26 protein-coding genes and 1 other RNA gene are annotated in these 24,203 nt (G+C 42.2%); 12 read left to right on the top strand and 15 right to left on the bottom strand.

Features of this window, described 5'->3' with window-relative positions:
• The first annotated feature begins 43 nt into the window (after positions 1 to 43).
• The 4 genes from N773_RS0106260 to N773_RS0106245 all read left to right on the top strand — a co-directional run bounded on the left by N773_RS0106260 (position 44) and on the right by N773_RS0106245 (position 2,661).
• A complete protein-coding gene (locus tag N773_RS0106260; RefSeq protein WP_196231662.1) occupies positions 44 to 667 on the top strand; it encodes an IS607 family transposase in 624 nt (207 codons plus the stop codon).
• On the top strand, positions 639 to 1,790 hold the full coding sequence (locus tag N773_RS0106255) for an RNA-guided endonuclease InsQ/TnpB family protein (RefSeq protein WP_347495405.1): 1,152 nt from the start codon (positions 639 to 641) through the stop codon (positions 1,788 to 1,790). The genes N773_RS0106260 and N773_RS0106255 overlap by 29 nt, the downstream gene beginning before the upstream one ends.
• A 190-nt stretch (positions 1,791 to 1,980) precedes the next feature.
• On the top strand, positions 1,981 to 2,223 hold the full coding sequence (locus tag N773_RS0106250; protein ID WP_013498253.1) for an RNA-binding S4 domain-containing protein: 243 nt from the start codon (positions 1,981 to 1,983) through the stop codon (positions 2,221 to 2,223).
• A gap of 45 nt (positions 2,224 to 2,268) precedes the next feature.
• Positions 2,269 to 2,661 (top strand): pyridoxamine 5'-phosphate oxidase family protein, encoded by a 393-nt coding sequence (locus N773_RS0106245; protein WP_024856986.1) that lies wholly within the window; start codon positions 2,269 to 2,271, stop codon positions 2,659 to 2,661.
• Between the two features lie 69 nt (positions 2,662 to 2,730).
• On the opposite strand, the gene N773_RS0106240 is transcribed toward N773_RS0106245, so the two are convergent.
• Positions 2,731 to 3,963 (bottom strand): DUF4317 domain-containing protein, encoded by a 1,233-nt coding sequence (locus N773_RS0106240; RefSeq protein WP_024856985.1) that lies wholly within the window; start codon positions 3,961 to 3,963, stop codon positions 2,731 to 2,733.
• A 296-nt stretch (positions 3,964 to 4,259) separates the two neighbouring features.
• Between N773_RS0106240 and N773_RS0106235 the strand changes: the two genes are divergently transcribed.
• A complete protein-coding gene (locus N773_RS0106235; RefSeq protein WP_043537820.1) occupies positions 4,260 to 4,985 on the top strand; it encodes a 5'-methylthioadenosine/adenosylhomocysteine nucleosidase in 726 nt (241 codons plus the stop codon).
• A gap of 11 nt (positions 4,986 to 4,996) precedes the next feature.
• Positions 4,997 to 5,464, top strand: a complete 468-nt coding sequence (locus N773_RS0106230; protein WP_024856983.1) for an S-ribosylhomocysteine lyase — start codon at positions 4,997 to 4,999, stop codon at positions 5,462 to 5,464.
• A gap of 49 nt (positions 5,465 to 5,513) precedes the next feature.
• Here N773_RS0106230 and N773_RS0106225 read toward each other — a convergent pair whose 3' ends face one another.
• The 8 genes from N773_RS0106225 to N773_RS0106195 form a co-directional block, all read right to left on the bottom strand.
• A complete protein-coding gene (locus tag N773_RS0106225; protein WP_024856982.1) occupies positions 5,514 to 6,278 on the bottom strand; it encodes a TVP38/TMEM64 family protein in 765 nt (254 codons plus the stop codon).
• A gap of 118 nt (positions 6,279 to 6,396) precedes the next feature.
• The gene (locus tag N773_RS21785; protein ID WP_242840359.1) at positions 6,397 to 6,855 is read right to left on the bottom strand and encodes a hypothetical protein; all 459 of its coding nucleotides are present in this window, start codon (positions 6,853 to 6,855) and stop codon (positions 6,397 to 6,399) included.
• Between the two features lie 202 nt (positions 6,856 to 7,057).
• Positions 7,058 to 8,293: a D-alanyl-D-alanine carboxypeptidase family protein gene (locus N773_RS0106215; protein ID WP_024856981.1), complete on the bottom strand. Its 1,236-nt coding sequence runs from the start codon at positions 8,291 to 8,293 to the stop codon at positions 7,058 to 7,060.
• 35 nt (positions 8,294 to 8,328) lie between these two features.
• Positions 8,329 to 8,766, bottom strand: coding sequence for a CBS domain-containing protein (locus N773_RS0106210; RefSeq protein WP_024856980.1), 438 nt, complete (start codon positions 8,764 to 8,766; stop codon positions 8,329 to 8,331).
• Between the two features lie 16 nt (positions 8,767 to 8,782).
• A complete protein-coding gene (locus N773_RS0106205) occupies positions 8,783 to 9,724 on the bottom strand; it encodes a hypothetical protein (protein ID WP_024856979.1) in 942 nt (313 codons plus the stop codon).
• Between the two features lie 234 nt (positions 9,725 to 9,958).
• Positions 9,959 to 10,825 carry a transglutaminase-like domain-containing protein gene (locus tag N773_RS0106200; protein ID WP_024856978.1) on the bottom strand — a complete coding sequence of 289 codons (867 nt, stop codon included), beginning with the start codon at positions 10,823 to 10,825 and terminating at the stop codon, positions 9,959 to 9,961.
• A gap of 152 nt (positions 10,826 to 10,977) precedes the next feature.
• Positions 10,978 to 11,323: RNase P RNA component class A (gene rnpB / locus N773_RS21480), an RNA gene on the bottom strand.
• 239 nt (positions 11,324 to 11,562) lie between these two features.
• Positions 11,563 to 12,744, bottom strand: a complete 1,182-nt coding sequence (locus N773_RS0106195) for an endo-1,4-beta-xylanase (protein ID WP_024856977.1) — start codon at positions 12,742 to 12,744, stop codon at positions 11,563 to 11,565.
• 337 nt (positions 12,745 to 13,081) lie between these two features.
• Between N773_RS0106195 and fsa the strand changes: the two genes are divergently transcribed.
• Positions 13,082 to 13,729 carry a fructose-6-phosphate aldolase gene (fsa, locus tag N773_RS0106190; RefSeq protein WP_024856976.1) on the top strand — a complete coding sequence of 216 codons (648 nt, stop codon included), beginning with the start codon at positions 13,082 to 13,084 and terminating at the stop codon, positions 13,727 to 13,729.
• Between the two features lie 404 nt (positions 13,730 to 14,133).
• Positions 14,134 to 14,982 (top strand): hypothetical protein, encoded by an 849-nt coding sequence (locus N773_RS0106185; RefSeq protein ID WP_024856975.1) that lies wholly within the window; start codon positions 14,134 to 14,136, stop codon positions 14,980 to 14,982.
• Positions 14,983 to 15,241: 259 nt separating this feature from the next.
• Here the strand turns inward: N773_RS0106185 and N773_RS19860 are convergent, their stop codons facing one another.
• The 3 genes from N773_RS19860 to N773_RS0106165 all read right to left on the bottom strand — a co-directional run bounded on the left by N773_RS19860 (position 15,242) and on the right by N773_RS0106165 (position 17,648).
• A complete protein-coding gene (locus N773_RS19860; RefSeq protein ID WP_024856974.1) occupies positions 15,242 to 16,858 on the bottom strand; it encodes a DUF4153 domain-containing protein in 1,617 nt (538 codons plus the stop codon).
• A 97-nt stretch (positions 16,859 to 16,955) separates the two neighbouring features.
• Positions 16,956 to 17,159: a helix-turn-helix domain-containing protein gene (locus N773_RS0106170; protein ID WP_024856973.1), complete on the bottom strand. Its 204-nt coding sequence runs from the start codon at positions 17,157 to 17,159 to the stop codon at positions 16,956 to 16,958.
• 12 nt (positions 17,160 to 17,171) lie between these two features.
• Entirely contained in the window at positions 17,172 to 17,648 is a 477-nt protein-coding gene (locus tag N773_RS0106165; protein WP_024856972.1) for a DUF2975 domain-containing protein, read from the bottom strand.
• Between the two features lie 259 nt (positions 17,649 to 17,907).
• Here N773_RS0106165 and N773_RS0106160 point away from each other — a divergent pair, with 259 nt between their 5' ends.
• The gene (locus N773_RS0106160; RefSeq protein ID WP_024856971.1) at positions 17,908 to 18,468 is read left to right on the top strand and encodes an RNA 2'-phosphotransferase; all 561 of its coding nucleotides are present in this window, start codon (positions 17,908 to 17,910) and stop codon (positions 18,466 to 18,468) included.
• Between the two features lie 52 nt (positions 18,469 to 18,520).
• On the opposite strand, the gene trmB is transcribed toward N773_RS0106160, so the two are convergent.
• From trmB to N773_RS0106145, 3 genes are read right to left on the bottom strand one after another with little or no spacing between them, the layout of a single operon-like run.
• Positions 18,521 to 19,189 carry a tRNA (guanosine(46)-N7)-methyltransferase TrmB gene (gene trmB / locus N773_RS0106155; protein WP_024856970.1) on the bottom strand — a complete coding sequence of 223 codons (669 nt, stop codon included), beginning with the start codon at positions 19,187 to 19,189 and terminating at the stop codon, positions 18,521 to 18,523.
• Positions 19,190 to 19,234: 45 nt separating this feature from the next.
• Positions 19,235 to 19,828, bottom strand: coding sequence for a hypothetical protein (locus N773_RS0106150; protein ID WP_024856969.1), 594 nt, complete (start codon positions 19,826 to 19,828; stop codon positions 19,235 to 19,237).
• A complete protein-coding gene (locus tag N773_RS0106145) occupies positions 19,825 to 21,069 on the bottom strand; it encodes a galactokinase (protein ID WP_196231607.1) in 1,245 nt (414 codons plus the stop codon). The genes N773_RS0106150 and N773_RS0106145 overlap by 4 nt, the downstream gene beginning before the upstream one ends.
• A gap of 166 nt (positions 21,070 to 21,235) precedes the next feature.
• On the opposite strand from N773_RS0106145, the gene N773_RS0106140 reads away from it, so the two are divergent.
• The 3 genes from N773_RS0106140 to N773_RS0106130 all read left to right on the top strand — a co-directional run bounded on the left by N773_RS0106140 (position 21,236) and on the right by N773_RS0106130 (position 24,183).
• Positions 21,236 to 21,757, top strand: coding sequence for a hypothetical protein (locus N773_RS0106140; protein WP_024856967.1), 522 nt, complete (start codon positions 21,236 to 21,238; stop codon positions 21,755 to 21,757).
• 254 nt (positions 21,758 to 22,011) lie between these two features.
• A complete protein-coding gene (gene iorA, locus N773_RS0106135) occupies positions 22,012 to 23,745 on the top strand; it encodes an indolepyruvate ferredoxin oxidoreductase subunit alpha (RefSeq protein WP_024856966.1) in 1,734 nt (577 codons plus the stop codon).
• A gap of 3 nt (positions 23,746 to 23,748) precedes the next feature.
• Entirely contained in the window at positions 23,749 to 24,183 is a 435-nt protein-coding gene (locus N773_RS0106130; protein WP_024856965.1) for a hypothetical protein, read from the top strand.
• Positions 24,184 to 24,203 lie beyond the last annotated feature (20 nt).

Raw genomic sequence — 24,203 nt, 5'->3', positions numbered from 1 at the left:
TAAAATATACTCAAAGGAGTATATTATTATGAATACATCAAATATCACAAATTACAAACCAAAAGATTTTGCCGAATTGTTAGGTGTTTCAGTAAAAACACTTCAACGATGGGACAGAGAAGGCATATTAAAAGCAAACCGAACCCCAACTGACAGGCGTTATTACACTTACGACCAATATCTTCAGTTTAAAGGTATAAATACAGAAAACGATAATCGTCAGATCGTTATTTATGCCAGAGTGTCTACGAGAAATCAAAAAGATGACTTACAAAATCAAGTATCCTTTTTACGACAGTTCTGTAATGCTAAAGGCATTAGTGTAGACCAATGTATTGAAGATTATGGAAGTGGTTTAAATTATAACCGTAAAAAGTGGAATGAACTATTAGATGAGGTGATGGAACAAAAAATCAAAACTATCATAGTCACACATAAAGATAGATTTATCAGGTTTGGCTATGACTGGTTTGAAAAATTCTGCATGAAGTTTAATACAACTATTGTGGTGGTAAACAATGAAGAATTATCGCCACAAGAAGAACTCGTGCAGGACATTGTTTCAATTCTTCATGTATTTTCTTGCAGGTTGTACGGACTTCGTAAGTATAAGAAACAAATAGAAGGGGATGAGGAAATTGCTAAAGAGCTTCAAGACGGAAATTAGTCCAACATTGGAACAGAAAGCTAAAATCAATAAGACTATTGGAACTTGCAGATACGTTTATAACTTTTATCTTACTCATAACAAAGAACTTTACGATAAAGGCGAAAAGTTCATGAGTGGAAAGAGTTTTAGCGTCTGGCTAAATAACGAATATCTTCCAAATAATCCAGATAAACTATGGATTAAGGAAGTAAGTTCTAAATCTGTAAAGAAATCTATTGAAGATGGATGTGCTGCTTTTACAAAATTTTTTAAGCATCAAAGCGGTTATCCCAACTATAAGAAAAAGGATAAATCTGATGTGAAAATGTATTTTGTAAAGAATAATCCAAAAGATTGTGCTTGTGAAAGACATAGAATAAATATCCCTACTCTTGGTTGGGTAAAACTTAAAGAAAAGGGTTATATACCAACAACTAAAGATGGTTGGAAAATCAAAAGCGGTACAGTTTCTAAAAAAGCAGGAAGATATTATGTATCTGCACTTGTAGAAATACCTGACAACAAAATCACCAAAAACAGCAGCGAAGGTATCGGTATTGATTTAGGATTAAAGGATTTAGCGATTATTTCTAATGGTAAAACATTCAAGAATATCAACAAGTCTGGCAAAGTTAAGAAACTTGAAAAACAATTACGAAGAGAGCAAAGATGTCTTTCTCGCAAATATGAAAATTTAAAGAAAGGAGAGTCCACTCAAAAAAATATACAAAAACAAAAGCTCAAAGTACAGAAACTTTATCATAGGATAGATAATATCCGTACTGACTACATCAATAAGACAATCGCTGAGATAGTAAAAACCAAGCCATCTTATATAACGATTGAGGATTTGAATGTAAAAGGAATGATGAAGAACAGGCATCTTTCAAAAACGGTTGCGGCACAGAAGTTTTATGAATTCAGAGCGAAACTTCAGGTCAAATGCAACGAAAATGGTATTGAATTAAGAGTTGTAGACAGATGGTATCCATCATCTAAAATTTGCCACTGTTGCGGATGCATCAAGAAAGATTTAAGGCTTTCAGATAGAATCTATAGATGCAGTTGTGGTTATGTCGAAGACAGAGATCTCAATGCTGCCCTTAATTTGAAAGATGCCATGACTTACGAAGTTGCATAATTAAACGCAAACGTAAGTATGTACCGAAGGCTATTTCGGGAATTAACGACTGTGGAGTGTACAAGAACTTGTGAGTAGATATGATTTCGGTCAATCAAAAGCATACATTGTGAAGCAGTAAGTAATGTTCGCGAGAACTTACAACATCTCGATGTAAGTATATTTAATCACATTTTGAGTGGCAGGACTCATGAGATTAGATAAATATCTTAAAGTCACAAGATTAATAAAGCGCCGCACCGTTGCTAATGAAGCCTGTGATGAGGGCAGAATAATGGTCAACGGCAAGGTAGCAAGAGCTTCGTATGATGTTAAGATCGGTGATATCATCGAAATAGGTCTGGGACAGCGTCCTATCAAAGTAAAGGTGCTGAATGTCACCGAATACGTCAAAAAGGAAAATGCTGCGGAGAATTACGAAGTAATAGGCTGATAATATCAGATAACAGGATCAGATAATTAAACGGAGGTGTTTTGAATGAAACAGATTACAGAAATGCTGAAAAAGGTAGGCGTATTCTATATCGCTACTACCGATGCAAACGGTGATCCCCATGTACGTCCCTTTGGTGCGGTGGCTGAGATCGATGGAATGACTTGTATCTGTACCAGCAACCAGAAGAAATGCTTTAAGGAAATGATGCGTCACAGCAGAGTAGAGATAAGCGGTATGTGCGGCGAGATGGAGTGGATAAGACTCACTGCTGATGTGGTTGAGCTTGACAGCGATGAAGTTAGAGCCGCTTTTCTGGAGCAGTGCCCTCAGCTAAGAGGTCTGTACAGTGTGGGCGACGGTATTTTTGAGGTTCTCGAACTTCAGGATCCTGAGTGCATCAAGTATTCGTTTAATGCACCTCCCGAGAATATCTGACGGAAGAGTAGTTTTTCTTAATAAACTAAAAACCGCAGGGACGCTGAGTTCCTGCGGTTTGTGTTTTTATCAGAATGGTGCTGCGCTGTCGTCATCTGGTGTCTCGCTGACGGGAGCAGGTGGTATTTCCTCTGCCGGTGCAGGCTGTGCGGGAGCATTTGCGGGCTTTTTGTCCACAAAGCGCATTTCCAGACCGTTAATAGATATCTCGGGGTCATCAAGTGCTATAACAAGGCAATTTCTGCCGCCTATGATCTGGGTCTTGACCTTGTCAGCACCTCCCTTGCCGATATTTACGGTTATGCTTGGCACTGAAACCACAGTCTTGTTCTCCACAAGGTTAACAGCAGTAAGCGGCTTTTTGTCGGTAGCCTGCTCGAATACTCTGTCAAGGTCGGCGAGTTTTTCCTGACTTACACCTGCCTCCCAAAGTATCGAATTCATCTTCTGGCTGTCGATAGTGGCTATCTCGGTCTCATGTGAGGTCTGGTCGATGTAATTCTGAATTTTATCATTGACCTTGGTTATCATGTTGTAATCCAGTTCGTCACCAACAACTTTGCCGAGTATCGAATGGAATACTTCCTTTTCGTTCTGACCCGTCATGGTGAACTCACAGCCCAGAAATTCTTCTATCATAGAAGTATTGGGCTTCTTGGCGTTTTTGCAGTAGTAAAGCACGCCGTTCACATCTGGTGCACGGTCGTTGAAAAGCGGGAAGAGGAAACCGTCTGTGGGAAGCTCGATTATCCTGTCGGTGCTTTCTTTTTTTGCGATGGCATTCTGCTCTTCATTGTAGATAAGACCGTCGATACGCAGATTTACAGGGCATATTGCAGTGATGATGAAGTTGTAATCGGAGGAATCGCTATCCTCATCTATCTCATCCATCTTTGTCTTTTTCAGCACCGAATAAGTGCAGTGTGCGGTGAATATGCTGTATGTTGAAACGTACTCGACTTTTTCAACTATCGTGTTCAGAAAATTGTCTACGATCTCTTCGTCTGCAAGCTTGCTTTTGAGCACACCCCACAGAAACTGCTGCTGTCCGCCTTCGAGTATAGCATTTTTCGGGAAAGGGTATTCCAGCAGATTTGAACCTATTTTGCCGCTGAGTGTCTTTTTCAGGTTCGCAAGGATAAGTTCGCTTTCGTCCTGCGGCATGATGTTGTAAAGCTGGTTGGTCTTGCATTTTATGTTTTTTTCAGCATCGACAAATGCAGTTACTACTCGGTTTATCGTAAAGAAATTGCAGTCATCGCTGAAGTTTTTCTTGATCTCGGCTATTTCCTTTTTGTTCATTTATGTACCTCCGTTTAAGAGAAAAGAGGGCCGCCACGCAGCAGCCCTCTATCCTATAATTTGTCCTCGCCTTAAAACCATTCGCCCAATGGTTCCGCCATATAATAATATAGCACATTTCATTCCATTTGTCAAGTGGAGGTGACATTTTTCTTGTGAAAAACCGTCTGTTAAAAGTACGGGCAATGTATGAGATGATTGACTTTAGTGGCGATATGTGATATAATATTCTCGTTGATTTGCAGGTTTTGGCAGGGGACTGCTCCTGCGAAATTTTACAATTTACGGAGGTTATAATGTTTAAGAATAAGGATCTGTATACAGTCGGCGTTATCGGCGCGATGAAGCCCGAAGTCGATGCAATAAAAGGACTGCTTAAAGACGGAAGTACATATACTGTCAGTGGCATAGAGTTCGTTTACGGCGAACTTTTTGGTATGAACGTTGTTGCCGCGGTATGTGGTATTGGTAAGGTTTTTGCTGCTATATGTGCTGAGGCTATGATAGTCACATTCAAGACAGATGTCATCATAAACGCAGGTGTTGGCGGTTCACTGACGGATAAACTTGATATCGGTGATGCAGGTATCGCTTCGGCGGTAGTACAGCACGATATGGATACCACTCCATTCGGTGACCCCAAGGGTATGATATCAGGTATAAACAAGGTGTATTTTGAATGCGATGCCCACTGTGTTGATCTGCTTGCTTCTGCAGCTGATGAAATTGGTGTCAGGAACGAAAAGGGTGTTATTGCCTCTGGTGACTGCTTTGTTAACAGCAGTGCCAAGAGAGATGAACTCAGGAGTGAGTTCAACGCGATAATCTGCGAAATGGAAAGCGGTGCCATAGGTCATGTATGCTATGTCAACGAAGTTCCTTTCTGCGTGCTGAGAACTGTATCCGATAACGGCGATGATGATTCCCACAACGATTATGCTCAGTCCCTTGCTAAGGCTGCAAAGGCTGAACTGGATATACTTGTCGGCTTTCTTAAAAAGCTCGGCGCTGAGAAAAACTAAGGAGGAAAATTATGGAACTGATTGCAAGCTTTCAGGTAAATCACCTTGATCTTTTCCCAGGACTGTATGTGTCCCGCAGAGATTGCAAGGGTGAAGCTGTGACTACTACTTTTGATATGAGAATGACCGCTCCCAACCGCGAGCCGGTTATGGATACTCCTGCGATGCATACGATAGAGCATCTTGGCGCGACATTTCTCCGCAGTTGTCCCGTCAAGGATGATGTTGTTTACTTCGGACCAATGGGCTGCCGTACAGGATTTTATGTGATCTTCTTCGGCGCACAGACATCCGAGAGCGTTTATGATACTATCGTTGATATGTGCAAGTTCATACTTGATTTTGAAGGTGATATCCCCGGTGCAAAGCCTGAGGAATGCGGAAACTATTCCGAGCAGAACCTCAATATGGCTAAGTACTACATCAGACGCTACCTTAACGACCTCACTGAGAACAAAAGATTCGTTTACCCTAAATGATGTAACGCATATGATAAAAGGCACCTCCATAAAACGGAAGTGCCTTATTTTATGACTTGTGTTTGTGCCCCTTCAGCTTTTCAACTATGCTGTCCTTGAAAAGAAATCCGAATATTCCAAGAACTATCGCTGCGAAAATAATGCAAAGTGCAGTCTTGAAATTACCGTCTATCGCATTGCTGCCGAGGGTCGTTGACATCAGGATCGCGGGGATTCGGCATGGCATGACGTACATGAAAAAATCACGTCTTTTGATTTTTGTCAGCGGTACGATATAGGATATGATATCCTTCGGTATACCGGGTATCAGGTAGAGTATCACTAGCACTTTGATCAGCTTGCTTTCGTCCTGAAGAAATTTATACTTCGTCAGGTGCTTTTCGTCTATGAAAGCTTCTACTAATGGTTTGCCGAATTTGTTGACCATCATGAATATTACGAAGGTGCCAAGCATCGTTCCACCGAAAGACAGCAGGAATCCTATGAACCAGCCGAATAGTACACCACCGATTATCTGCACAGGCGGGATAACTGCGATTATGACCTGTACTGCCTGTATCAGCATGAATATCAGCATACTCTCAATACCTGAATACTTGGTTTCAAGTGTTTCTTTCAGCTTGTCCATGCCTTCTTCGGTACGCAGAACCTTTACCAAGGGTATAGATGCCAGTGAGGCTACCGTTAGAAGCACCAGTATGACTATTACCGTGACTATTTGTACGCGTCGTTTGTTTCGGCGTTTTCTGTGTTCGTGGAGATGTTTTTTAGTATCTGTTTTCTCCGTGATATGTTGTGTATTTTCTTCTTTCATTTTGCTTATCTCCAAAACATATCATTTTCTCCGCAGTATCTTTTTGCGGAACCAGTTTATATAAACGTCTATCGTCAGCGACAGGAATTTATCGTACACAAGGAAACATATCTGCGCTTCAGCCCACAGCAGGGGTATTGCATATTTTCCAAGAAACTCGGTGCCTTCTAGCATATCCACCGATGTGAATATGAATTTGAAGAGATTGTAATATATAACTATCGCTATATTGAAAACTGCAAGTTTGACGATCCAGACTAAAAGTTTGTTTTTTTTCTTTTGAAAGCCGGAACTGCAATATCGGGTAATAGCCCATGAACAGTATGAACAGCAGGGAAGCTTCAAAATTAGGTGTTATGAATATACAAAGGAGACTCACCGCGCAGTAATCTGCTATCGCCCATTTGCTGTCAGTTTCGACTATCATCACGACCATAAGCACTCCTGCAAACACCGGTATAGCATAGCTTAGTCCCGGCAGGAAAGAACTGCTGAACATCAAAAGCAGACATACTGCCGCACATATACCACCCAGTGCCACACGGAATGCTGTGGTGCTGTTTTTGTTTTTACTCATAAATAATTGCATACGCAGGAAATATCGCCCATGCAAACTCTCCTCGCATTAGTATAGTTGGTTGTGCATCTGGTCATATCAGCTGTCAGCACATTACCTTAATATATACTAACATATTATTGTGTATTTTCTGTGATATTATCCATATTGTGTCAGCGCATAAAAAATGTCCGAGAACAATCTGTTCTCGGACAAATATCTTTTATGCTTCAACGTCCTCGTCGGGAACGGGTCTTGAACTGCTGTCATCGTCATCATCGCTCTTGCTGCTGTTATCTTTTTCCTTGAGAGTGATGAATGTGCCTTCGTTAACTTCTTCCTCCGATTCATCGCTGCTGTCGGTATCGGGCTCCTTTTCCTTGCGGTCATCGGGAGTACCGACTGCGCCGGGCAGATAGTTTTCAAAGATGAGTATGGAATCTTCAACAGAATCAAAGTACGTATCGCTCTTTGTGGTAACTGTGATATATTCCTTGCCCTTGTATTCAACTACAGTTGCAAGGGTGTAACCTGCTTCATCGGTGAAACCTGTCTTACCGCCAAGTATCTTTGCATCGTCGCTGCCGTCCTGATCGGTGTCGATAAAGTAGCCGTCAAAACGAGAGTGGAAAATGCTGTCAAGCTCGATACCGTCTTTAAATTCCTTAGTAGGATTTGTGGTCCATGTCTTTGTGCAGAGTACTTTGCGGCAGGTTTTGTTTTCCATGCAGGCTTTTGTTATAACTGCTATATCCTGAGCAGTGGTGTAGTGCTGCTTGTGATGCAGACCGCTTGCGTTAGCAAAATTGGTATCGGTGAGTCCGAGTTCGGCTACCTTGTCGTTCATCAGCTTGACAAAGTTCTTTTCGTTGCCTGCAATAGCATTTGCAAGACCGATAGTGCCGTCAGCTCCGCTGGGAAGAATAGCTGCATAAAGCAGATCTTCCATAGTAACTTCATCGCCTGCCACGAAGCCTGCGCAGCTTGCGTTTTCTTCCTGCAGGGGTTCGATGTCCTTTTTGGTGAACTTGTACTTGGCGTTCATATCATCGATATTTTCAACCGCTACAAGCAGGGTCATCAGCTTTGTCAGAGATGCGGGATAGATCCTCTCGTTATACTTAACGCCTGCCAGTATCTCATTGGATTCGCTGTCCAGCAGAATAGCTTTTTCGCAGGTGATATCTTTAAGATTTACTGTTTCATACTTGTCTGATACACCGGGAAGCATTGAGGGCTTCGGCTCGGGTATCAGTTCTGCCAGATCGTCCTCGGCAGTTGTTTCCTCGTCGGTGGGGGTGGTGTCATAGTCTGCGGTCGCGGGTGAGCTCACACTTTCGTTGGGTTTGATCATCTTTCTGCCTGTAACTACCATCAGTGCGCAGCTTACTGCCACGATGATGATCATTACCAGCAGAGCGACAACTGCGGCGCCGCCCTTACGGTTACTGTTCTTCATTTCTCCTTACCATTCCTTTCAGTAATTCTGTTATTTTAAACCTTTTCGGTCGTAGTTTCACTGCTGTCCTGATGCATGATCGTCTTGTAGCAATAATCCAGTATATCCTTTCTTGTGACGATACCGATAAATATGCCTCTGTCATCGATGACAGGAACAAAGTTCTGATCCATGCTCAGAAGTATCAGATCTTCCACAGTCGAAGACACGTTCACGGTTTGCATTTGTATCTTCGGGGGTATTTTTTCAAGCGGAAAGCTTTCCATCTCACGGATATCATACATACCTTTTTCTACCATGAAACGCAGAAAATCGCCCTCGGACACTGTTTTTACGAACCTGCCCTCTCTGTCGATAACAGGAACGGCGGAATAACCGTGGTTCTTCATTTTTTCAAGGGTCTGTCTTGCAGTGCAGTCATTGTAAAGATATTCTATGCACGCCTTAGGGTGCAATAATTTCAAGATGTTCATTATATCGGGATCCCTCTCAGATTTTGTCTCCGTAGGTGTATACCAGCGAAGTCAGTTCCTCATAGGATATATTTTTCAATTTTTCATCATTCATTGCGGCAGAAGTAAGTTCTTCAGCGCTTACGCCGCTGGTGACAAATATCGCCTGGCAATATCCAAGCTTTTGTTCGGGGGTCATAACGCCGAAATCAACAAGACCTGATAAGAACGACAAATCAAACACAGATCTGTCAATGTTTTTGGTCTGGCCGTCGGTGGTCAGCAGTTCATCTTCAGAACCGTAGGATATCTCCTTGATAGTCCTGGTCTCGGTCATGCCTTCGTCTCCGTTTACAGCTTCGACCATATATGTAGTAGTGTACTTGGCGGGAAGCCCTGTTTCTTTATCAAAGTAAAAATCCATAACGGTTATGTAAGAACCGCCTGTATATGTGTATTCTTCAACATCATAGATTTTTGCGTCTTCGGCATTTATGTGTGTGTCGGTAGCGGGAAGATCCTGCTCCACAACGGTTTCGATAACACTTATTGGTATGATCGAATTCTTTTTGCGGTAAATGCCGCACACATTGTCGAAATCATAAGATGTTCCGTCAACTGTTATAAAACCGCTTGTCCCGATCTCATTGGTCTGGAGCTCGTAATAGTTATCACCGTCTTTGAGTCTTGTGATCTCGGTCTCATTTCCGGAAGCATCGGTATAAGTAAGTTTTATGCGATATTGATCGCTCTTCAGCAGGTCATATGCCTGTTTGATATGTACACCGTTCTGCGCTGTGACAGAATCAGTCTCACCGTCGGTGACTATTTCGTCCGCTGTGCTCTCATCAGTAACGAAACTGCTTGTTTTATGTTTTTTCGCCGACTTGCTTTTCTTGCTATTTTTCTGACTGCAAGCTGTACATGAGAATGCCATCATTGCAGCTGTCAGCACAGCGGCGAGCTTATAAATCTTCATTGTTCATTTCCTTTCGCGTCAAATGGATTGTTCCCACAGATGCACATATTAATTATACACCCCGTCACTCTTTATGTCAAGTGAAATTTTAGCGTTAAACCCTTGCCAAATTTAGTTAAAAGGACAATTTTTTGCCCCGCAAAACAGCGAAGGGGGTAAAGCTCTGATACACATACATAAGCTTTGCCCCGAAGCATTTCAGAATGTTTCGGGGCATTGTGTATATTCAACTAATTAATTCTCACCTATGTTCCAGAAATATTCCGGTGATGTAGTGTATTGCACTTTTCTTGAATAACCCTTAGTGCTGTATCCTTTTGGGATAAGTTCGATCTGGGAGGAAATAGAGTCTGTATCGTTCAAGCGATAATTTGTATTTAATCTCAGAAGATTTTTCGACATATATTCTATGTATTCATCATAGTTAAATCCGGTTCCGTTATATGAAGCGGTTTTATTCGGGTGAAGTGTTTTACCTGCGATAATTGCTTCTCGAAGCTGCCGCAATGAAACATATTCTCCGTTACCATCTGTAAAGTAAAGCCGATATGTAGGGTCAAGCATTATTCTTGAACCTGAGGGCATCAGACAATCTACTACAACATGGCAATCCCGAAACGGCTCTTCATATGGTTTACAAGTTACGTGTCTGGCTCTGATACCATTTATTCGCAGAAGCTCTGAGAGGATCAGTGATAATCCTCTGCAATTGGTTTTTTGTTCATTTTCTTCACAGCTTCTAACAACACTCACAAGACTTGGGTTACTAGGTAGTACACCATGACTATAATGCTTGAAATGATCACAAACAAAATCCAGCATTGAAAATACGATCTCATCCCCATTTCTATTGCAATAAGAAGAATAATCATATTTGTGCAGTATTTCGGGTACGGGATGGTTTAATTCCATTTCAGGATAATGCTTGTTTTTGACTTCTATTTCTTCGTATTCCGAGTATTTTCTCAGTACATCTATCCTATCTTCATCGGGGACAGGCTTTTTGGCTTTGTTTTTATATATCTGGTAGATTTTCATACCGCTCACAAATGTAATGAACCAAACAGCTATGCCCAAAAGTATACGCAAATAAAGTTCCATATTTTTCTCCTGTTTTTATGCTTAAAAGTAAATCCTGACAATTATAGCTTTAATCATAGCATACCGCCATTGAAATGTCAATCAAAAGTTTATTCGGCACTCTATTTAAGCATCAGGATATATTATTACATAAAAAAGCCCCGCCGAAGCGGGGCATGAGCTTACCTGTAAGCCGGGTTTTGTCGAGTACGTCAATCTATCTAGGCTGTACGTTGCCGCACAGCTCAAGCCACCTACGGCTTCGGGTCTGACGAGCAGCCATTGACCTTTCAGCCGCCATTGGTGTTGCATCGGATAAGGTTTACATGGCAGTGACATCTCTGTCACTCCGGTGGGCTCTTACCCCGCCTTTCCACCCTTACCGCATTTATGCGGCGGTATATCTCTGTTGCACTGGCTCGGAGGTCGCCCTCGGCTGACGTTATCAGCTATCCTGCTCTGTGATGCCCGGACTTTCCTCATAAGCGTTGCCGCTTCCGCTGACGTATAGTATGCTCACAGATGTTATCATAACATATTTCATAAGATTTGTCAACGCTTGATGCCATAGAATACGCTCTTCATATACGAATTCAGAAATATCTCCTTAAAGCCAAGTCCCATCCTTTTATATGTACATGATTTTCTCTTGCGCATATCGTGAAGTATTCTGTGCCATACCTTGCGGTATTTGTATATGCATTACTTAGCAACCATCCCACAATGCGCTGAAAATCATATTTAGACTTGAAATTTCATCAATTGTCTTCTATAACTGCTGCATCAGGATCTTTCGCTGCCACCAGGCCGTAAAAAGAAGGCTTTGCGTTCATTTTACCGTCGAAAAAGAGTGGGCTTTCATTGCTTTTCCAACTCATTGTATCCTTAAGGCCCCAGACAGTAAAGCTGGTTATGGGAACACCATCGCTTTTTAGCTGAAGTATTTTCTCCATGAATTTCTGTGCGTAATCACCTTGAGTTTTCTGCCAGTCCTCTGAGTTATCTTTGCTTATATCAAGTTCTGTGATGGATATCTCAACGCCAAGTTCCGTGTTGTATCTTCTGAGAGCTTCACCGTAGCTTTCGGTATTACACCATGTGCCGATATGGGACTGCATACCGACTCCGTCGATATTCCCGGCTTCTGCAACGGGTCTGAGAAAATCGATTATCTCCAACTGTTTATTTATCTGGAAAGCGTTGTAGTCGTTATAATATAGTTTTACACCCGCGGGCTGGTATTTTCTTGCGTACTCAAAAGCTTTCTCGATGTAGTCATCGCTTATCGTCTGAAGCCAAAGACAGTCACGCATTGCCTTTCCCTGATCTGCAGCGGCTTCATTGACAACGTCCCAGGCATAGAATAGTCCCGGGTATTCTGAATCTGCCCATTCAAACACCGATTTGATATAGTTTTCCATGCGCTTGAGCATAAGCTCTCTGTCGGCAAGTTCACCGGAGGTGTCGTAATCCTTATAAAATAGCCATTCGGGTGTCTGAGAGTACCATATGAGAGTATGTCCTCGCATCTTTATGCCGTTCTCTTTGGCAAATTCAAGCTGTTCTTTGCATTTGTCAAAATGCACGGCAGGACATTCGCGGTATTTTTCAATATCAGAAAGTGTTGTCTGCTTATCAAGTAAGGAATCGGGCTTCATCTCGTTTTCACAGGTCATACTGTTGAACTGTTCCTTTATTAATGATATACAATCGGGCTCGGCAAGCTGATAAGGAGATACCGCTGTGCCTACATAAAAATCTTCGGCGTATATTTCTTTTAGTGATGGCAGCTCTGCGGTTTTCGATTCATATGCAGTACTACTACTCTGTGCCTGAGAGTTCTGCTGCTTGCTTTGCGACTTATTGTTGTTCTCAGTGTTCTTTCCGCAGCTGCACAGAAGCATTGCTGCACATATAAATACAGTAAGCTGTTTTTTCATGGTGACACCTCGCAATATCAAAATTATAAGCAAAATGATACTTTTATAATATAATACAGCATAAATTGCCTTGTTCAAAAATTGTTGATTTGAACGCCTTTATTATAACCTCTATCAGAATAAATTAACTAATCATTTATTGCGGGTGGACTTTCAAATATTGCGTTTTTGCCGAAAACTTCATATATCATGGTTTAATTGTTGATTTTAAACAATAAAAAAATAATCGCAATTATTATTTATACATAAGCAAAAAATGAATAGAATTATCATTGGTTCAGCTGTATAATAATATCAGAAAATAAAACAGTTCATTAACCGAAAGGACGAAATTAATATGAAGTTATTTGTTGATACCGCTAACGTTGATGACATCAGAGAAGCAGAGTCACTTGGTGTTATTTGCGGCGTTACTACTAACCCTTCTCTTATTGCTAAAGAGGGAAGAGTATTTGAAGAAGTTGTCAAGGAGATAACAGAGATCGTTGACGGTCCTATTTCCGCCGAGGTCATCTCTCTTGAAGCTGACAAGATGGTAGAAGAGGCTATACCTCTTTCCAAAATACATAAGAATATCGTTATCAAGCTGCCTATGTGCGCTGAAGGTCTGAAAGCTTGCAAAAGACTGACAGAGATGGGCATAAAGACAAACGTAACACTGATATTCTCCGCTGCACAGGCTATACTTGCTGCAAACGCAGGTGCTACCTACGTTTCACCTTTCCTGGGCAGACTTGATGATATAGGCATGACAGGTATGGATCTTATCGAGGAGATAGCTGATATATTCTCGGTACAGGGCATCAAGACTGAGATCATTGCCGCATCCATCAGAAATCCTATACACGTTGTTGACGCTGCAAGAGCAGGTTGTGATATCGCAACTGTTCCTATGGGTGTTATCAGACAGATGATCAAGCATCCTCTGACCGATAACGGAATTGAGCGTTTTCTTAAGGATTGGGAGACTGTTCCCAATAAGTAAAGCATTCATCATGGAATGAATATACTCCAATTTCCACCTTATTTTCTAATCTCGGGTATTCCGGTACACCCTGGCAAGGCGACAGTTCTACCCCGCTGAACGCCTTGTCTGCGGAACCCGAACAATGAAAAATGCTTTCCATTCTCCTTTTATTTCATATTATATATTCCTTCTGACAGACAGCCGAGAGCTATTTCGGCTGTTTTGTTCTTTTTATACGTAAATTTTTTATAAAATGAGTCCTATAATATGGTCATTTGGCTTGAAAATGTCCACTTTGAATGCTAAGAAACACATAAAAATTGGTCAAAAGTGCTATTGACGTGTGTGCTTGACTGTGGTACAATGCTATTGTATCTTTATATCCAAGAATTGTATTTTTAATTCAAGAAAGGAAATGTATAATGAAAAAGTATATAGCAATTTTATGCGCACTTACTATGTCCTGCGCTATCTTCGCTTCATGTGGTAAAAAGGATAAGGATTCCGATAAGGACAGCAAGGCTTCCAAGTCCGGCGATTCAGCAGTTACTACCGAAGATGAGACCTCCGGAAAGGAAGAGGATCCTGCTGAGCATACCCGTACAAAGGCTTTCTATGATTCCCTCAACGATAAGAAGTTCAAGCTTACTATGGTAAATACTTCTGATATGTATGAGGATTCAACTACCACTGTTGAGATGAATGGTGACAACTATCATATCGACATGAAAGAGGGCGGAATGAACGAAAAAGAGGGCGAAAAGAACGAAAAAGAGGGCGAAAAGAACGAAGAAGAGCATTATGAGATTTTCGTTATCGACGGTGTTATGTATACTCTGAACCACAATCTTAAGACGTATTATAAGAATGAAAATCCCGATCCTATGTATCTGAATGTCGAGCCCGGTATGTACACTATGGGTATCGAATCTGACTATGTATTTGTAAGCAGCGAAACAACTGATGACGGCATGATTTGTGAAAAGTATTATGGTCCCGATATGTTCACTGGACTTGTTGCTACAAGTGAAGAGGACGGAAATGCTACTGTTTTCAAGTACTACTATAATGATGATAGCACTCGCCCCGATAAGATCGAGTACTCCACACATGAAATGTTCCAGACCACTATTTTCACAGAATTCTCTTTTGAGGAAGTTGCTATCGAACTTCCCAGTTTGGAAGGCTGGGTAGATGGAAATGATGCTGATGCTGCAGTTGAAGATTATTCTGTTGCTGATGACACTGTTTCTGAAGAGATCGCTGAATGATCTATACGATGTTTTTGATAAAGCAGTGATTTTATCATAAAAATATAATGCGGAGGAAATTTTATCCTCCGCATTTTTTGATGTATGATCATGAATGTAAGTGTGAAACGCGCCGTTTTTTTCTTTGTTGTGGATCGGTGGAATTATTGTCATATTTTTGCTGCGATTAGATTACGGACAATTCCAAGCTTTTTTCAGAATAATAACAATGTCGGTATGATTATCATGAAAGCTATCTGATAAAAGGTAAATATCATGCTCATTTCGATATCTGCTCATTAAGCTTTAATGCTGAAAAATTGAAATAGTTATATACTGATTTATCCAGCTTTCTGCCTGCGCGGTTGCATATATATTCATCGCCATTGATCTCTTTGTTGATGTAAAGATCCCTGGAAGAGTCGTCATTCATGTATTTGCTGTTGATGAGCTCCTTGTACTGATCTTCGGTTACAACAGCTGAAGCATCAGATGAAAGGTCACACATCTCCTTGATATCGCTAAAAGTAAGCTGCTCTGAGCAATATTCCATGTTGTATCTCGCTATTATCGCATCAGGGCGAGAGAAGCACAGCAGTGCGAACATCAGCGTGAATGTCAAAGCGGCTGCACGCATGAAACGAAAATCAGTCTTGAACTGCCTGATTATCACGTACACGAATATCATTGCAGTCAGAACCATGAACCATGTGGTGTAGACGCGAAGTTGGGTCAGCCCGTAATTCTGGATATAAAGCACCATTTTACTGATTGCTGTTGCTGTGATAAGCAGGGTGAAAAACGATATCATCACAGTGTAAAATCTAAGTGCGCGGGGCTTTTCTTCACCTGATTTTTTAGAGAAAAAGTTGATTGCAAATATAACGCCTGCATTTATAAGCTCTATTGCGAAAAGCTCAAAGAATCCGCGCCTTGCGTACTCTGCATAGCTGTAATCAGCAGGAAGTCTGTTTGAAAAAGCTGACAGAAAATAATTCGCCTGTGAAATGAAGAAAAGCACGTAAAGCAAGCATATTGGCGTTACCGAAATGTACACTGCAGTGTTAGATATAAAACGAAGCTTACTGATAAAAGATGTGCAGTTTTCCTCGTTGAGTGCTTTTGTCTTTTCGGGGTGGGTATGTGAATACAACAGTCCGAATAAATACCCGGCAATCGGAGCTGCAGGAATGATCTTACAGATAGCTGGTATAATATTGGAGAAATTTACAAATCCAGAAAGGTTCGTGAGTATTGATTCTACCCCTTTGTCAGCGGACATCAGCAGTCCGCCTACGATCAAGGTAAGCGGGATAGCAAGAATAAGTCCGCCTATGACAGCCTTGATCTTTGCGCCCGATTCTTTTACGTTTACCGTACTTCCGACGGCTGAGAATTCTTTTCCCGAATGGGATATCGGGTTCTCTATCGAACATTTCAGAAGCTCGAATATTGAGAATTTGCCGAAAAGATCTTTTTCAGCGCACACGCCATATACCAGATACGCACCGGCGGGCAGAAGGAATATCATATCGAGCGTTTTGATGAAGTCGTTTGCTGTCAGTGAAAAAACTGTGGAAAAAGCTATTATCTCAGCTGCCAAGATCTTGTGTGAAGTCATGAATTTGTGACCGGTCTTTTTCAGATATCCTATCACCACAGCGAATAAAAGCAAAAATACTCCTGTTGTGAAAAAGCCTGAGGTGTTTAAAATCGCAAACTGCACAACTCCATAGGCGATGATAAATGCTGTTATAGAAAGGATCTTCTCGGCTTTTGTGAAAACTATCTGTTCCTTTTGAATGACTGAGGGATATTCTCCGAAAGGCATCGGCATTGTCTTTACATCAGACTGTGGGACATTATCCTGTCCGTTTATTGGGTTATTGATCTCCATTTTCGTTCCTCCCGATCTTTTTTCTGTCGATACGGCTTGTATATTTATATATCCGTTTGATCGTTCTTCTTTCTTTTGTTCCCTTTATTCTGTACTTTTATTTTCTGAATTCCAGGATATCTCCCGGCTGACACTCCAGTACCTCGCAGATCTTATCGAGGGTGGAAAAACGTACAGCTTTTGCTTTTCCTGTTTTGAGGATAGAAAGGTTTGCTGCGGTGATACCTATTTTTTCTGCAAGTTCGTTTGATGATATCTTCCGCTTTGCCATCATCACATCGAGGTTAACGATTATAGCCATATTACCGCCTCCTCATATTGTGAAATCATTTTCTGATTTCAGTTCGACTGCTTTTTCCAGAACGTTCTTTAAAACGCGGATTATAAGACCGAGGAACATTGCAAAAAAAGCAGGGAAGAGAAATTCAAATCTCCACAGGCTGAAAAATACCATCGTCAGTCCCGCGAAAACGCAGCACCAGGATATTATCCTGAGGCAGAGTGTGTTCTGTGAAATGAAAACTTCGTCCTTGGAAATGTTTGAAAGCAGTTTGTGAAGTGCGGCTACTGCTATCAGTGCGAAAACATCGCATATGCATATCATCGCTGTAACTGCACCTGTAAGATTGCTTTTTATAACTCCGCTGCCTACCGATATCGCGCTGAACCATCCTGCGATTATGTAGGATGTGAACATCAGCACTATCAGCAGGAAAAACATTCCCAATACCAGAAGCCTTGAAAGCTTCAGCGATTTCATTTCTGACCAGCCTGTTAATTCGTTTACCATGGTAATTACCTCCAGATTCTTATTTTGCCCCGGGCGTCCCCTGAGCTTGATTGTATTATAGCATATATAAATGCGTTTGTCAATACTTTTTTATCGAAAAACAGTAATAAATTTTTGCAGCACGAAAAATCAATATCGTTTTATACCGTGAAAACAGACAGATGTATAGGATAAACAATACTTTACAATCGTTTTGAAATGTGCTATAATACTTAAAATTAAAGATGATTCAGCTATAAAATGAAAGGAGAAAACTGATATGTCGGCAATAAAAAATGATGATGTATCTCTTGGGCGGTTCATCAGTCTGGTACTAAGGCATGAACCTTCTGCGGCAGGAATTGAACTGGACAGCGAAGGCTGGGCAGTTGTGGACGACTTGATTCGAGGAGTCTGCGATACAGGAAGAAATCTGGATATGGAAACCCTTGAACGGATAGTCCGCGAAAACAATAAGAAGCGTTATTCCTTTAATGAAGATAAGACCAAAATAAGAGCCAATCAGGGTCACAGCATCGATGTTCATATCGATATGAAGATAATGAGTCCGCCCGATGTACTTTATCACGGGACTTCTGACAGGTTTATTGAAAGTATAAAGGAAAAGGGCATACTTAAAATGTCAAGGCAGTATGTTCATTTGTCTAAGGATATTGACACTGCCGTTAAAGTCGGGAAACGACACGGAAAACCTGTAGTACTTGTCATAGATACAGCTAAAATGTCTGCTGACGGATTTATTTTCCGCCTTTCAGATAACGGTGTATGGCAGAGTGAGGATATTCCGTGGAAGTACGTCGCTGAAATAAAATATCCATGAAAAACAAAAGTACCGCACTATTCAAAGTACGGTACTTATTTTTGTACAGCTATTATCTTACGTAAGCTTCAAGCCTGTATATCGGCATACCCATATCCGAAAAACGCTTTTCGTATTCGGTTACGATATTGCCCTCAAAACCGCTGTTATGCAGGTCGAGGGAAATGTTTTTGAGACCGTAGCCGTTCTCGGAGAACTGTTCCAGAGAAAACTCGAAAAAGTGCATATTATCGGTTTTCTGATGGATCTCTCCGCCTTCGGCGAGGAGACGCTTGTATATTTCAAGAAACTCTCCGTGAGTCAGTCTGTGGTTAGCGTAGGTGTTTTTGGGGTAGGGACAGCTAAAATTAAGGTATATGCGCTTTATGAGTCCCGCGGGGATAAAGCAGTCCAGGTATCTGGCGTTGCCCCTCATGAAGCGTACATTCTCTATGCCCTGTGCGATGACAGCCTCGGCTGCATCGACGATGACATTTGAGCTGACCTCAACTGCAAGGAAGTTCACATTCGGTTCGCGCTTTGCAAGTTCGCATATGAACTGACCTTTGCCGCAGCCGATCTCCAGTTCAACGGGATTATCGTTTCCAAAGATACCGGCGATATCCAGCAGGTCACGGTCGTCCTTTACAGAAAAATCAAGCACATCGCGGTCAAGATAAAGTATCTTATCGCCGCAGGCTGCAAGTCTTTCTTCGAGGTTGCTTTTTCTTCTCATTCTCATATATATTACTTCTCCTTACTGTACAATAAAATGTACTTGGTTATCTTATCTTCTTTTTTTGAAAACAGATGTCCTTCTGCCCTTTTTTAAGTTGTGCAGGAAATAATCCTGATCGGCAGTAACTCTTTTCCATTCGGTGGCAGAGCCTGTCAGCGGGTCGCCGAAGGGATACACCGACAGCATTATCTCCGGCAGACCATTACCGCCATAAAGGGGAGTGACGCGGAAAGTTAACTGGGCGGAAAGCGCATTCAGAAAATCTTCCTTGGTTGAAACTGTGCTCGGGTCGTATTCGGAAAGTTTGATATCGGTGAATTTTACCTGATATATCATCTTGCCGTCAGATTTTTTTACCAAAGGAAGATCATACCTTTCAGGAATAGCTTTTCCGTTTACATTTTTTATAAAAGTAAAGTCAGTGAAGCGAACGATGCCACTGTTCACAGCTTCACCTGAAATAGTTACGCATATGCCTGCATCAGAGGCTGCACCGATATTCTGCATACTGAAAGAGAATGGCAGCTCGTTTATCATGATCTCACCGCAGCTGACCATTTTAAGGCAGGGTTTGCCTGATGCAACGTGGTCGCCTAAGATCTCTTTTATCTCGTTTATAGCTTTGTTATTACTTTTACTCATACTTCAAACAGCACCCTTGTTCCTCCGCAATCGCGGATAGTCAGTATATGGCAGGCGCCATCGCCGAACACTCTGTCCATTTCTGCTTTGAATTCTTCAAGTTTGTTATTTGGCACGAATGCCTGAATCGTTCCTGCAAAACCGCCGCCGTGTACTCTGCACGCGCCTTCGCTGCCCAGTATCTTTTTTGCAAGATACAGCGCAATAGTCAGACCCTGTTCACGGACATTCACAGCCGAAAAGATATTTTGCAAATATGCCAGCGATGAATCGCCGCTTTCGTTTACAAGCTTTAAAAACTCGCTGAATCTACCTTTTTCAAGGGCGGCTTCCTGCTTTGCGACTCTCTCGTTCTCATCGAAGAAATGCAGAGCCCTCAGCACGGCTCTGTCCCCGCATTTTTCTCTTAGTGTGACGATATTCTCCATAACATCGTCCTTTGTTATTTCACGGAGAACTGTTTTACCGAAATGCTCGGCAATGCTCTTCATCTCGGGTGGGATAGCCGCATATTCGGGGGTAAGATCGGCGTGACTGCCTTTGGTATCGATGATGCAGAGCTTGTGACCACTTTCGGAAAAATCATAGTTTACGCACTGTACCAACGGAGCATCCTTGTCTTTGAAATCAATTGTTATCAGTCCGCCTACAGATGAAGCCATCTGATCCATCAGTCCAGAGGGTTTGCCAAAGTGGACATTTTCAGCATACTGAGCGATCTTAGCAATCTCAACATCGTTGATCTTGCCATCGTTGTAAAGTCCGTTAAGTATCGTTCCGATGATGACCTCATAAGCCGCTGATGAGGAAAGCCCCGAGCCCTGTAATACCTCGGAAGTCATATAAGCTTTGAAACCGCCAAGCTTATGACCGTTCTTTTTGAATCCATCAGCTACGCCTCGTATCAGGGCGGAGGAAGTGTTCTTTTCGTTCTCACGTGGTTCTGTATCGCAGATATCAACTACATCGGTAGGGAAGCCCTCGGATTTTACGGTGATATAGCCGTCATCGGCGGGTATTACCGCTGCGATAATGTCAAGTGAAACACCTGCGGCAAGCACGCAGCCAAGATTATGGTCGGTGTGATTTCCGCCGACTTCCGTTCTGCCAGGTGCGCTGAAAAAGAACTCAGGCTTTACACCAAAATACTTTTTGAATTCAACAGCCGCACTCCCGTAGCGGTGAAGCTGTTTTTCCATATTATCCTTGGTGTATATTTTGCCCATTGAAAGAATTTTCATGCTGATATCCTCCGTATTGCTCCGTATCCGTTACCCTTTTTTGTCATTGAAATGACTATCATTGTAATTATACTATATCCCGCTTTTTTTTGCAAGTATTTTTCCTGAATTAATTGACATTTTATCATGTATGTTTTATAATGGTAAAGAAAGGAAAGTGATAAATATGAAAATTCTTATATTGTTGACATCTGTATGCGTTCTGCTAACAGGATGCGGTAAGGTAAACGATAAAGCATCAAATGATGAAGTATCATCCGAAACAGCGACTCCTAGCGGTCCTTGTGTTATCCGTGATTCGGATCACAGTATCGTGACCTCAGACGGACGTATAAGTGAGAGCTTTGAATATTATTTTAAAGGTAAGAATACTGTTGCAGTTGATGTTACTGTCACAAATAACAGCGATAGAGAAGTAGGTATTAACTGTACTCCTCATTTCTGGGCGGAGACCGATCTCACTCCCGAGGACTTCAGTTTGGCATTTACTCAGCCATATCCGTGTACATATATTGATCCAGGGGAAAGTATTGTCGAAACGTATGAGTACTCTGAGCTTGAAGATGGATGGTCGAGTTGTGATATACATCTCAGGCTTTTTTGTGATCTTAATCACGGATATTATGACCCGAGTGAAATGGATTTCGATTTTACTGTAAATTATGATGATGTAGATTGGCAGGATTAATCATTGTATCTTCATATATTGATTTGTTAGATTGTGGCTTTGCTCGGACAATATGATATCTATTCGGCGGTGCAGGATATGCGCCGCTTTTTATTTACGGAAATGCCATTATTTGACTTTTGATATAAAGTTGATCTGTACCTCTTGCAATTTGGGGTGAAATGTGATATAATCAATTTATGTATTTATATTGTATCACGTATTTGTGAAATGAAGGCTGCTGAGAGCAGTCCTGCATGAAAGGAAAGATGGCTATGAAAAAACTGATGCTTGGTAATGAGGCATTTGCCAGAGGTCTGTACGAGGCGGGCTGTAAAGTCGTTTCGTCTTACCCGGGCACACCCTCTACCGAGATAACCGAGGCTGCTGCTAAGTATGAGGAGATATATGCTGAGTGGGCACCGAATGAGAAGGTCGCTATGGAGGTCGCACTTGGTGCTTCCATCGCAGGTGTAAGAAGCTTCTGCGGTATGAAGCACGTTGGTCTCAACGTTGCTGCCGATCCGCTTTATACTGCCGGTTATACAGGCGTTACAGGCGGTATGGTAATCGCTGTTGCTGATGATCCCGGTATGCACTCCTCTCAGAATGAGCAGGATTCCCGTCATCACGCTGCTGCATCAAAAACTATGATGATAGAACCTTCGGATTCCGCTGAGTGTAAGGAATACACCAAGATGGCATTCGAGCTTTCCGAAAAGTTCGATGTTCCTGTTATCGTAAGAATGTCCACAAGAGTTGCACATTCACAGTCGGCAGTTGAACTCTGCGACAGGGAAGAGAGAGAGCCTATACCTTATGAGAAGAACGCTGCCAAGTACGTTATGATGCCCGGCAACGCTATCCGCAGACATCCTGTTGTTGAGGACAGAATGAGAGCTATCGCTGAGTATGGTGAGAACTGCCCCCTCAATACAGTTGAGTACAATGATACCGAGATCGGTGTTGTTACCGCAGGTATCTGCTATCAGTATGCTAAGGAAGCACTGGGCGACAAGGTAAGCTACCTGAAACTTGGTATTGTGAACCCCATGCCTATCAATATCATCAAGGATTTCGCTTCCAAGTGCAAGAAGATAATCGTTATCGAGGAACTCGACGATGTTATCGAAACACACTGCAAGAAGAACGGCATCGAATGTCAGGGTAAGGAACTCTTCGGCTGGCTTGGAGAGATAAATCAGGTCATTATCAGGGATAAGGTACTGGGTATCAAGCCCGAGTTTGATACATTCGAGGATACTGTTCCCGTTAGACCTCCCGTAATGTGCGCAGGCTGCCCTCACAGAGGCCTGTTCTACTGCCTGAGCAAGCTGAAAGTTACCGTATCGGGCGATATCGGCTGCTATACACTGGGTGCTACCGCTCCTCTGTGCGCTATGGATTCCACTATATGCATGGGCGCATCCATATCCGCACTCCACGGCTACAACAAGGCTCTCGGAGCTGACGCTGAGAAGAAGTCCGTCGCTGTTATCGGTGATTCCACATTCATGCACAGCGGTATGACAGGACTTGTTAACATAGCTTACAACGCTACAAATTCCACTGTTATCATACTGGATAACTCCATCACAGGTATGACAGGTCATCAGCAGAACCCCACAACAGGCAAAAACCTCAAGGGCGACCCTGCTGCTGCTGTAAATCTTGAAGAACTCTGCCACGCTATCGGCATCAAGAGTGTCCGCGTTGTGGACCCCTATCACATGGCTGAAACTGAGGCAGTGATCAAGGAAGAACTTGCTAAGGAAGAGCCTTCCGTTATCATTTCAAGAAGACCCTGCGCTTTGCTGAAATACGTTAAGCACAAGCCTGCACTCCACTGCGATCAGGACAAGTGCGTAGGCTGCAAGCAGTGTCTGAAGATAGGATGTCCAGCTATATCCATACATGACGGCAAGATGGTCATTGACCATACCCAGTGTGTAGGCTGCGGTATCTGCACTGAGATGTGCAAGCTGGGAGCTATCAAAGGAGAAGAGTAATATATGTATTTTGATGACGATGACAGCAAGATAGCAGGCGCTGTCGGGGCTGTCATAGGTGCAGCTCTCGGCGTTGGTTTATGGTGTCTTATAGGGCTTCTTGGCAGGATAGCTTTTATAGGCGGTATCGCTATCTGCTTGGGTTCACTGGGCGGTTACTATCTTCTTGGCAAGGGCATGAGCAAGACTGGACTTATCATATCGCTTGTGATTATAGTTCTGGCAGTTTATTTCGCCACAAGGCTCAACTACGCCATATCACTTTACCGTGCTTTTGATGGCGAGGTCTCTTTCGGAAAGTGTTACAGCGGCGTTATCAAGCTGCTTGCTGCTTTTGGTGAGAAGGGATCTTTCTATAAAGATCTGATTTTCGGATATCTCATAACCATCGGCGGCGGATTTATGGCGCTGATGAAACTCGGTGTCATAGATAGCTGATATTTAAGGAGATGAGCTTG

The sequence above is a fragment of the Ruminococcus albus AD2013 genome (assembly GCF_000526775.1).
Taxonomy (GTDB): domain Bacteria; phylum Bacillota; class Clostridia; order Oscillospirales; family Ruminococcaceae; genus Hominimerdicola; species Hominimerdicola alba_A.
This window is presented reverse-complemented; position numbering and strand designations above follow the sequence as displayed.

Excerpts from the sequence above, each read along its gene's own strand:
- N773_RS0106160 (WP_024856971.1), top strand. The coding sequence starts at position 17,908 with ATGTCGGCAATAAAAAATGATGATGTATCTCTTGGGCGGTTCATCAGT.
- N773_RS0106230 (WP_024856983.1), top strand. The coding sequence starts at position 4,997 with ATGGAACTGATTGCAAGCTTTCAGGTAAATCACCTTGATCTTTTCCCA.
- N773_RS0106195 (WP_024856977.1), bottom strand. The coding sequence starts at position 12,744 with ATGAAAAAACAGCTTACTGTATTTATATGTGCAGCAATGCTTCTGTGC.
- N773_RS0106200 (WP_024856978.1), bottom strand. The coding sequence starts at position 10,825 with ATGGAACTTTATTTGCGTATACTTTTGGGCATAGCTGTTTGGTTCATT.
- N773_RS0106150 (WP_024856969.1), bottom strand. The coding sequence starts at position 19,828 with ATGAGTAAAAGTAATAACAAAGCTATAAACGAGATAAAAGAGATCTTA.
- N773_RS0106185 (WP_024856975.1), top strand. The coding sequence starts at position 14,134 with ATGAAAAAGTATATAGCAATTTTATGCGCACTTACTATGTCCTGCGCT.
- N773_RS0106225 (WP_024856982.1), bottom strand. The coding sequence starts at position 6,278 with ATGAAAGAAGAAAATACACAACATATCACGGAGAAAACAGATACTAAA.
- N773_RS0106240 (WP_024856985.1), bottom strand. The coding sequence starts at position 3,963 with ATGAACAAAAAGGAAATAGCCGAGATCAAGAAAAACTTCAGCGATGAC.
- N773_RS0106205 (WP_024856979.1), bottom strand. The coding sequence starts at position 9,724 with ATGAAGATTTATAAGCTCGCCGCTGTGCTGACAGCTGCAATGATGGCA.
- iorA (WP_024856966.1), top strand. The coding sequence starts at position 22,012 with ATGAAAAAACTGATGCTTGGTAATGAGGCATTTGCCAGAGGTCTGTAC.
- N773_RS0106140 (WP_024856967.1), top strand. The coding sequence starts at position 21,236 with ATGAAAATTCTTATATTGTTGACATCTGTATGCGTTCTGCTAACAGGA.
- N773_RS0106245 (WP_024856986.1), top strand. The coding sequence starts at position 2,269 with ATGAAACAGATTACAGAAATGCTGAAAAAGGTAGGCGTATTCTATATC.
- N773_RS0106165 (WP_024856972.1), bottom strand. The coding sequence starts at position 17,648 with ATGGTAAACGAATTAACAGGCTGGTCAGAAATGAAATCGCTGAAGCTT.
- N773_RS21785 (WP_242840359.1), bottom strand. The coding sequence starts at position 6,855 with ATGAGTAAAAACAAAAACAGCACCACAGCATTCCGTGTGGCACTGGGT.
- N773_RS0106210 (WP_024856980.1), bottom strand. The coding sequence starts at position 8,766 with ATGAACATCTTGAAATTATTGCACCCTAAGGCGTGCATAGAATATCTT.
- N773_RS0106145 (WP_196231607.1), bottom strand. The coding sequence starts at position 21,069 with ATGAAAATTCTTTCAATGGGCAAAATATACACCAAGGATAATATGGAA.
- N773_RS0106235 (WP_043537820.1), top strand. The coding sequence starts at position 4,260 with ATGTTTAAGAATAAGGATCTGTATACAGTCGGCGTTATCGGCGCGATG.
- N773_RS0106215 (WP_024856981.1), bottom strand. The coding sequence starts at position 8,293 with ATGAAGAACAGTAACCGTAAGGGCGGCGCCGCAGTTGTCGCTCTGCTG.
- N773_RS0106250 (WP_013498253.1), top strand. The coding sequence starts at position 1,981 with ATGAGATTAGATAAATATCTTAAAGTCACAAGATTAATAAAGCGCCGC.
- N773_RS19860 (WP_024856974.1), bottom strand. The coding sequence starts at position 16,858 with ATGGAGATCAATAACCCAATAAACGGACAGGATAATGTCCCACAGTCT.
- N773_RS0106130 (WP_024856965.1), top strand. The coding sequence starts at position 23,749 with ATGTATTTTGATGACGATGACAGCAAGATAGCAGGCGCTGTCGGGGCT.
- fsa (WP_024856976.1), top strand. The coding sequence starts at position 13,082 with ATGAAGTTATTTGTTGATACCGCTAACGTTGATGACATCAGAGAAGCA.
- N773_RS0106170 (WP_024856973.1), bottom strand. The coding sequence starts at position 17,159 with ATGGCTATAATCGTTAACCTCGATGTGATGATGGCAAAGCGGAAGATA.
- trmB (WP_024856970.1), bottom strand. The coding sequence starts at position 19,189 with ATGAGAATGAGAAGAAAAAGCAACCTCGAAGAAAGACTTGCAGCCTGC.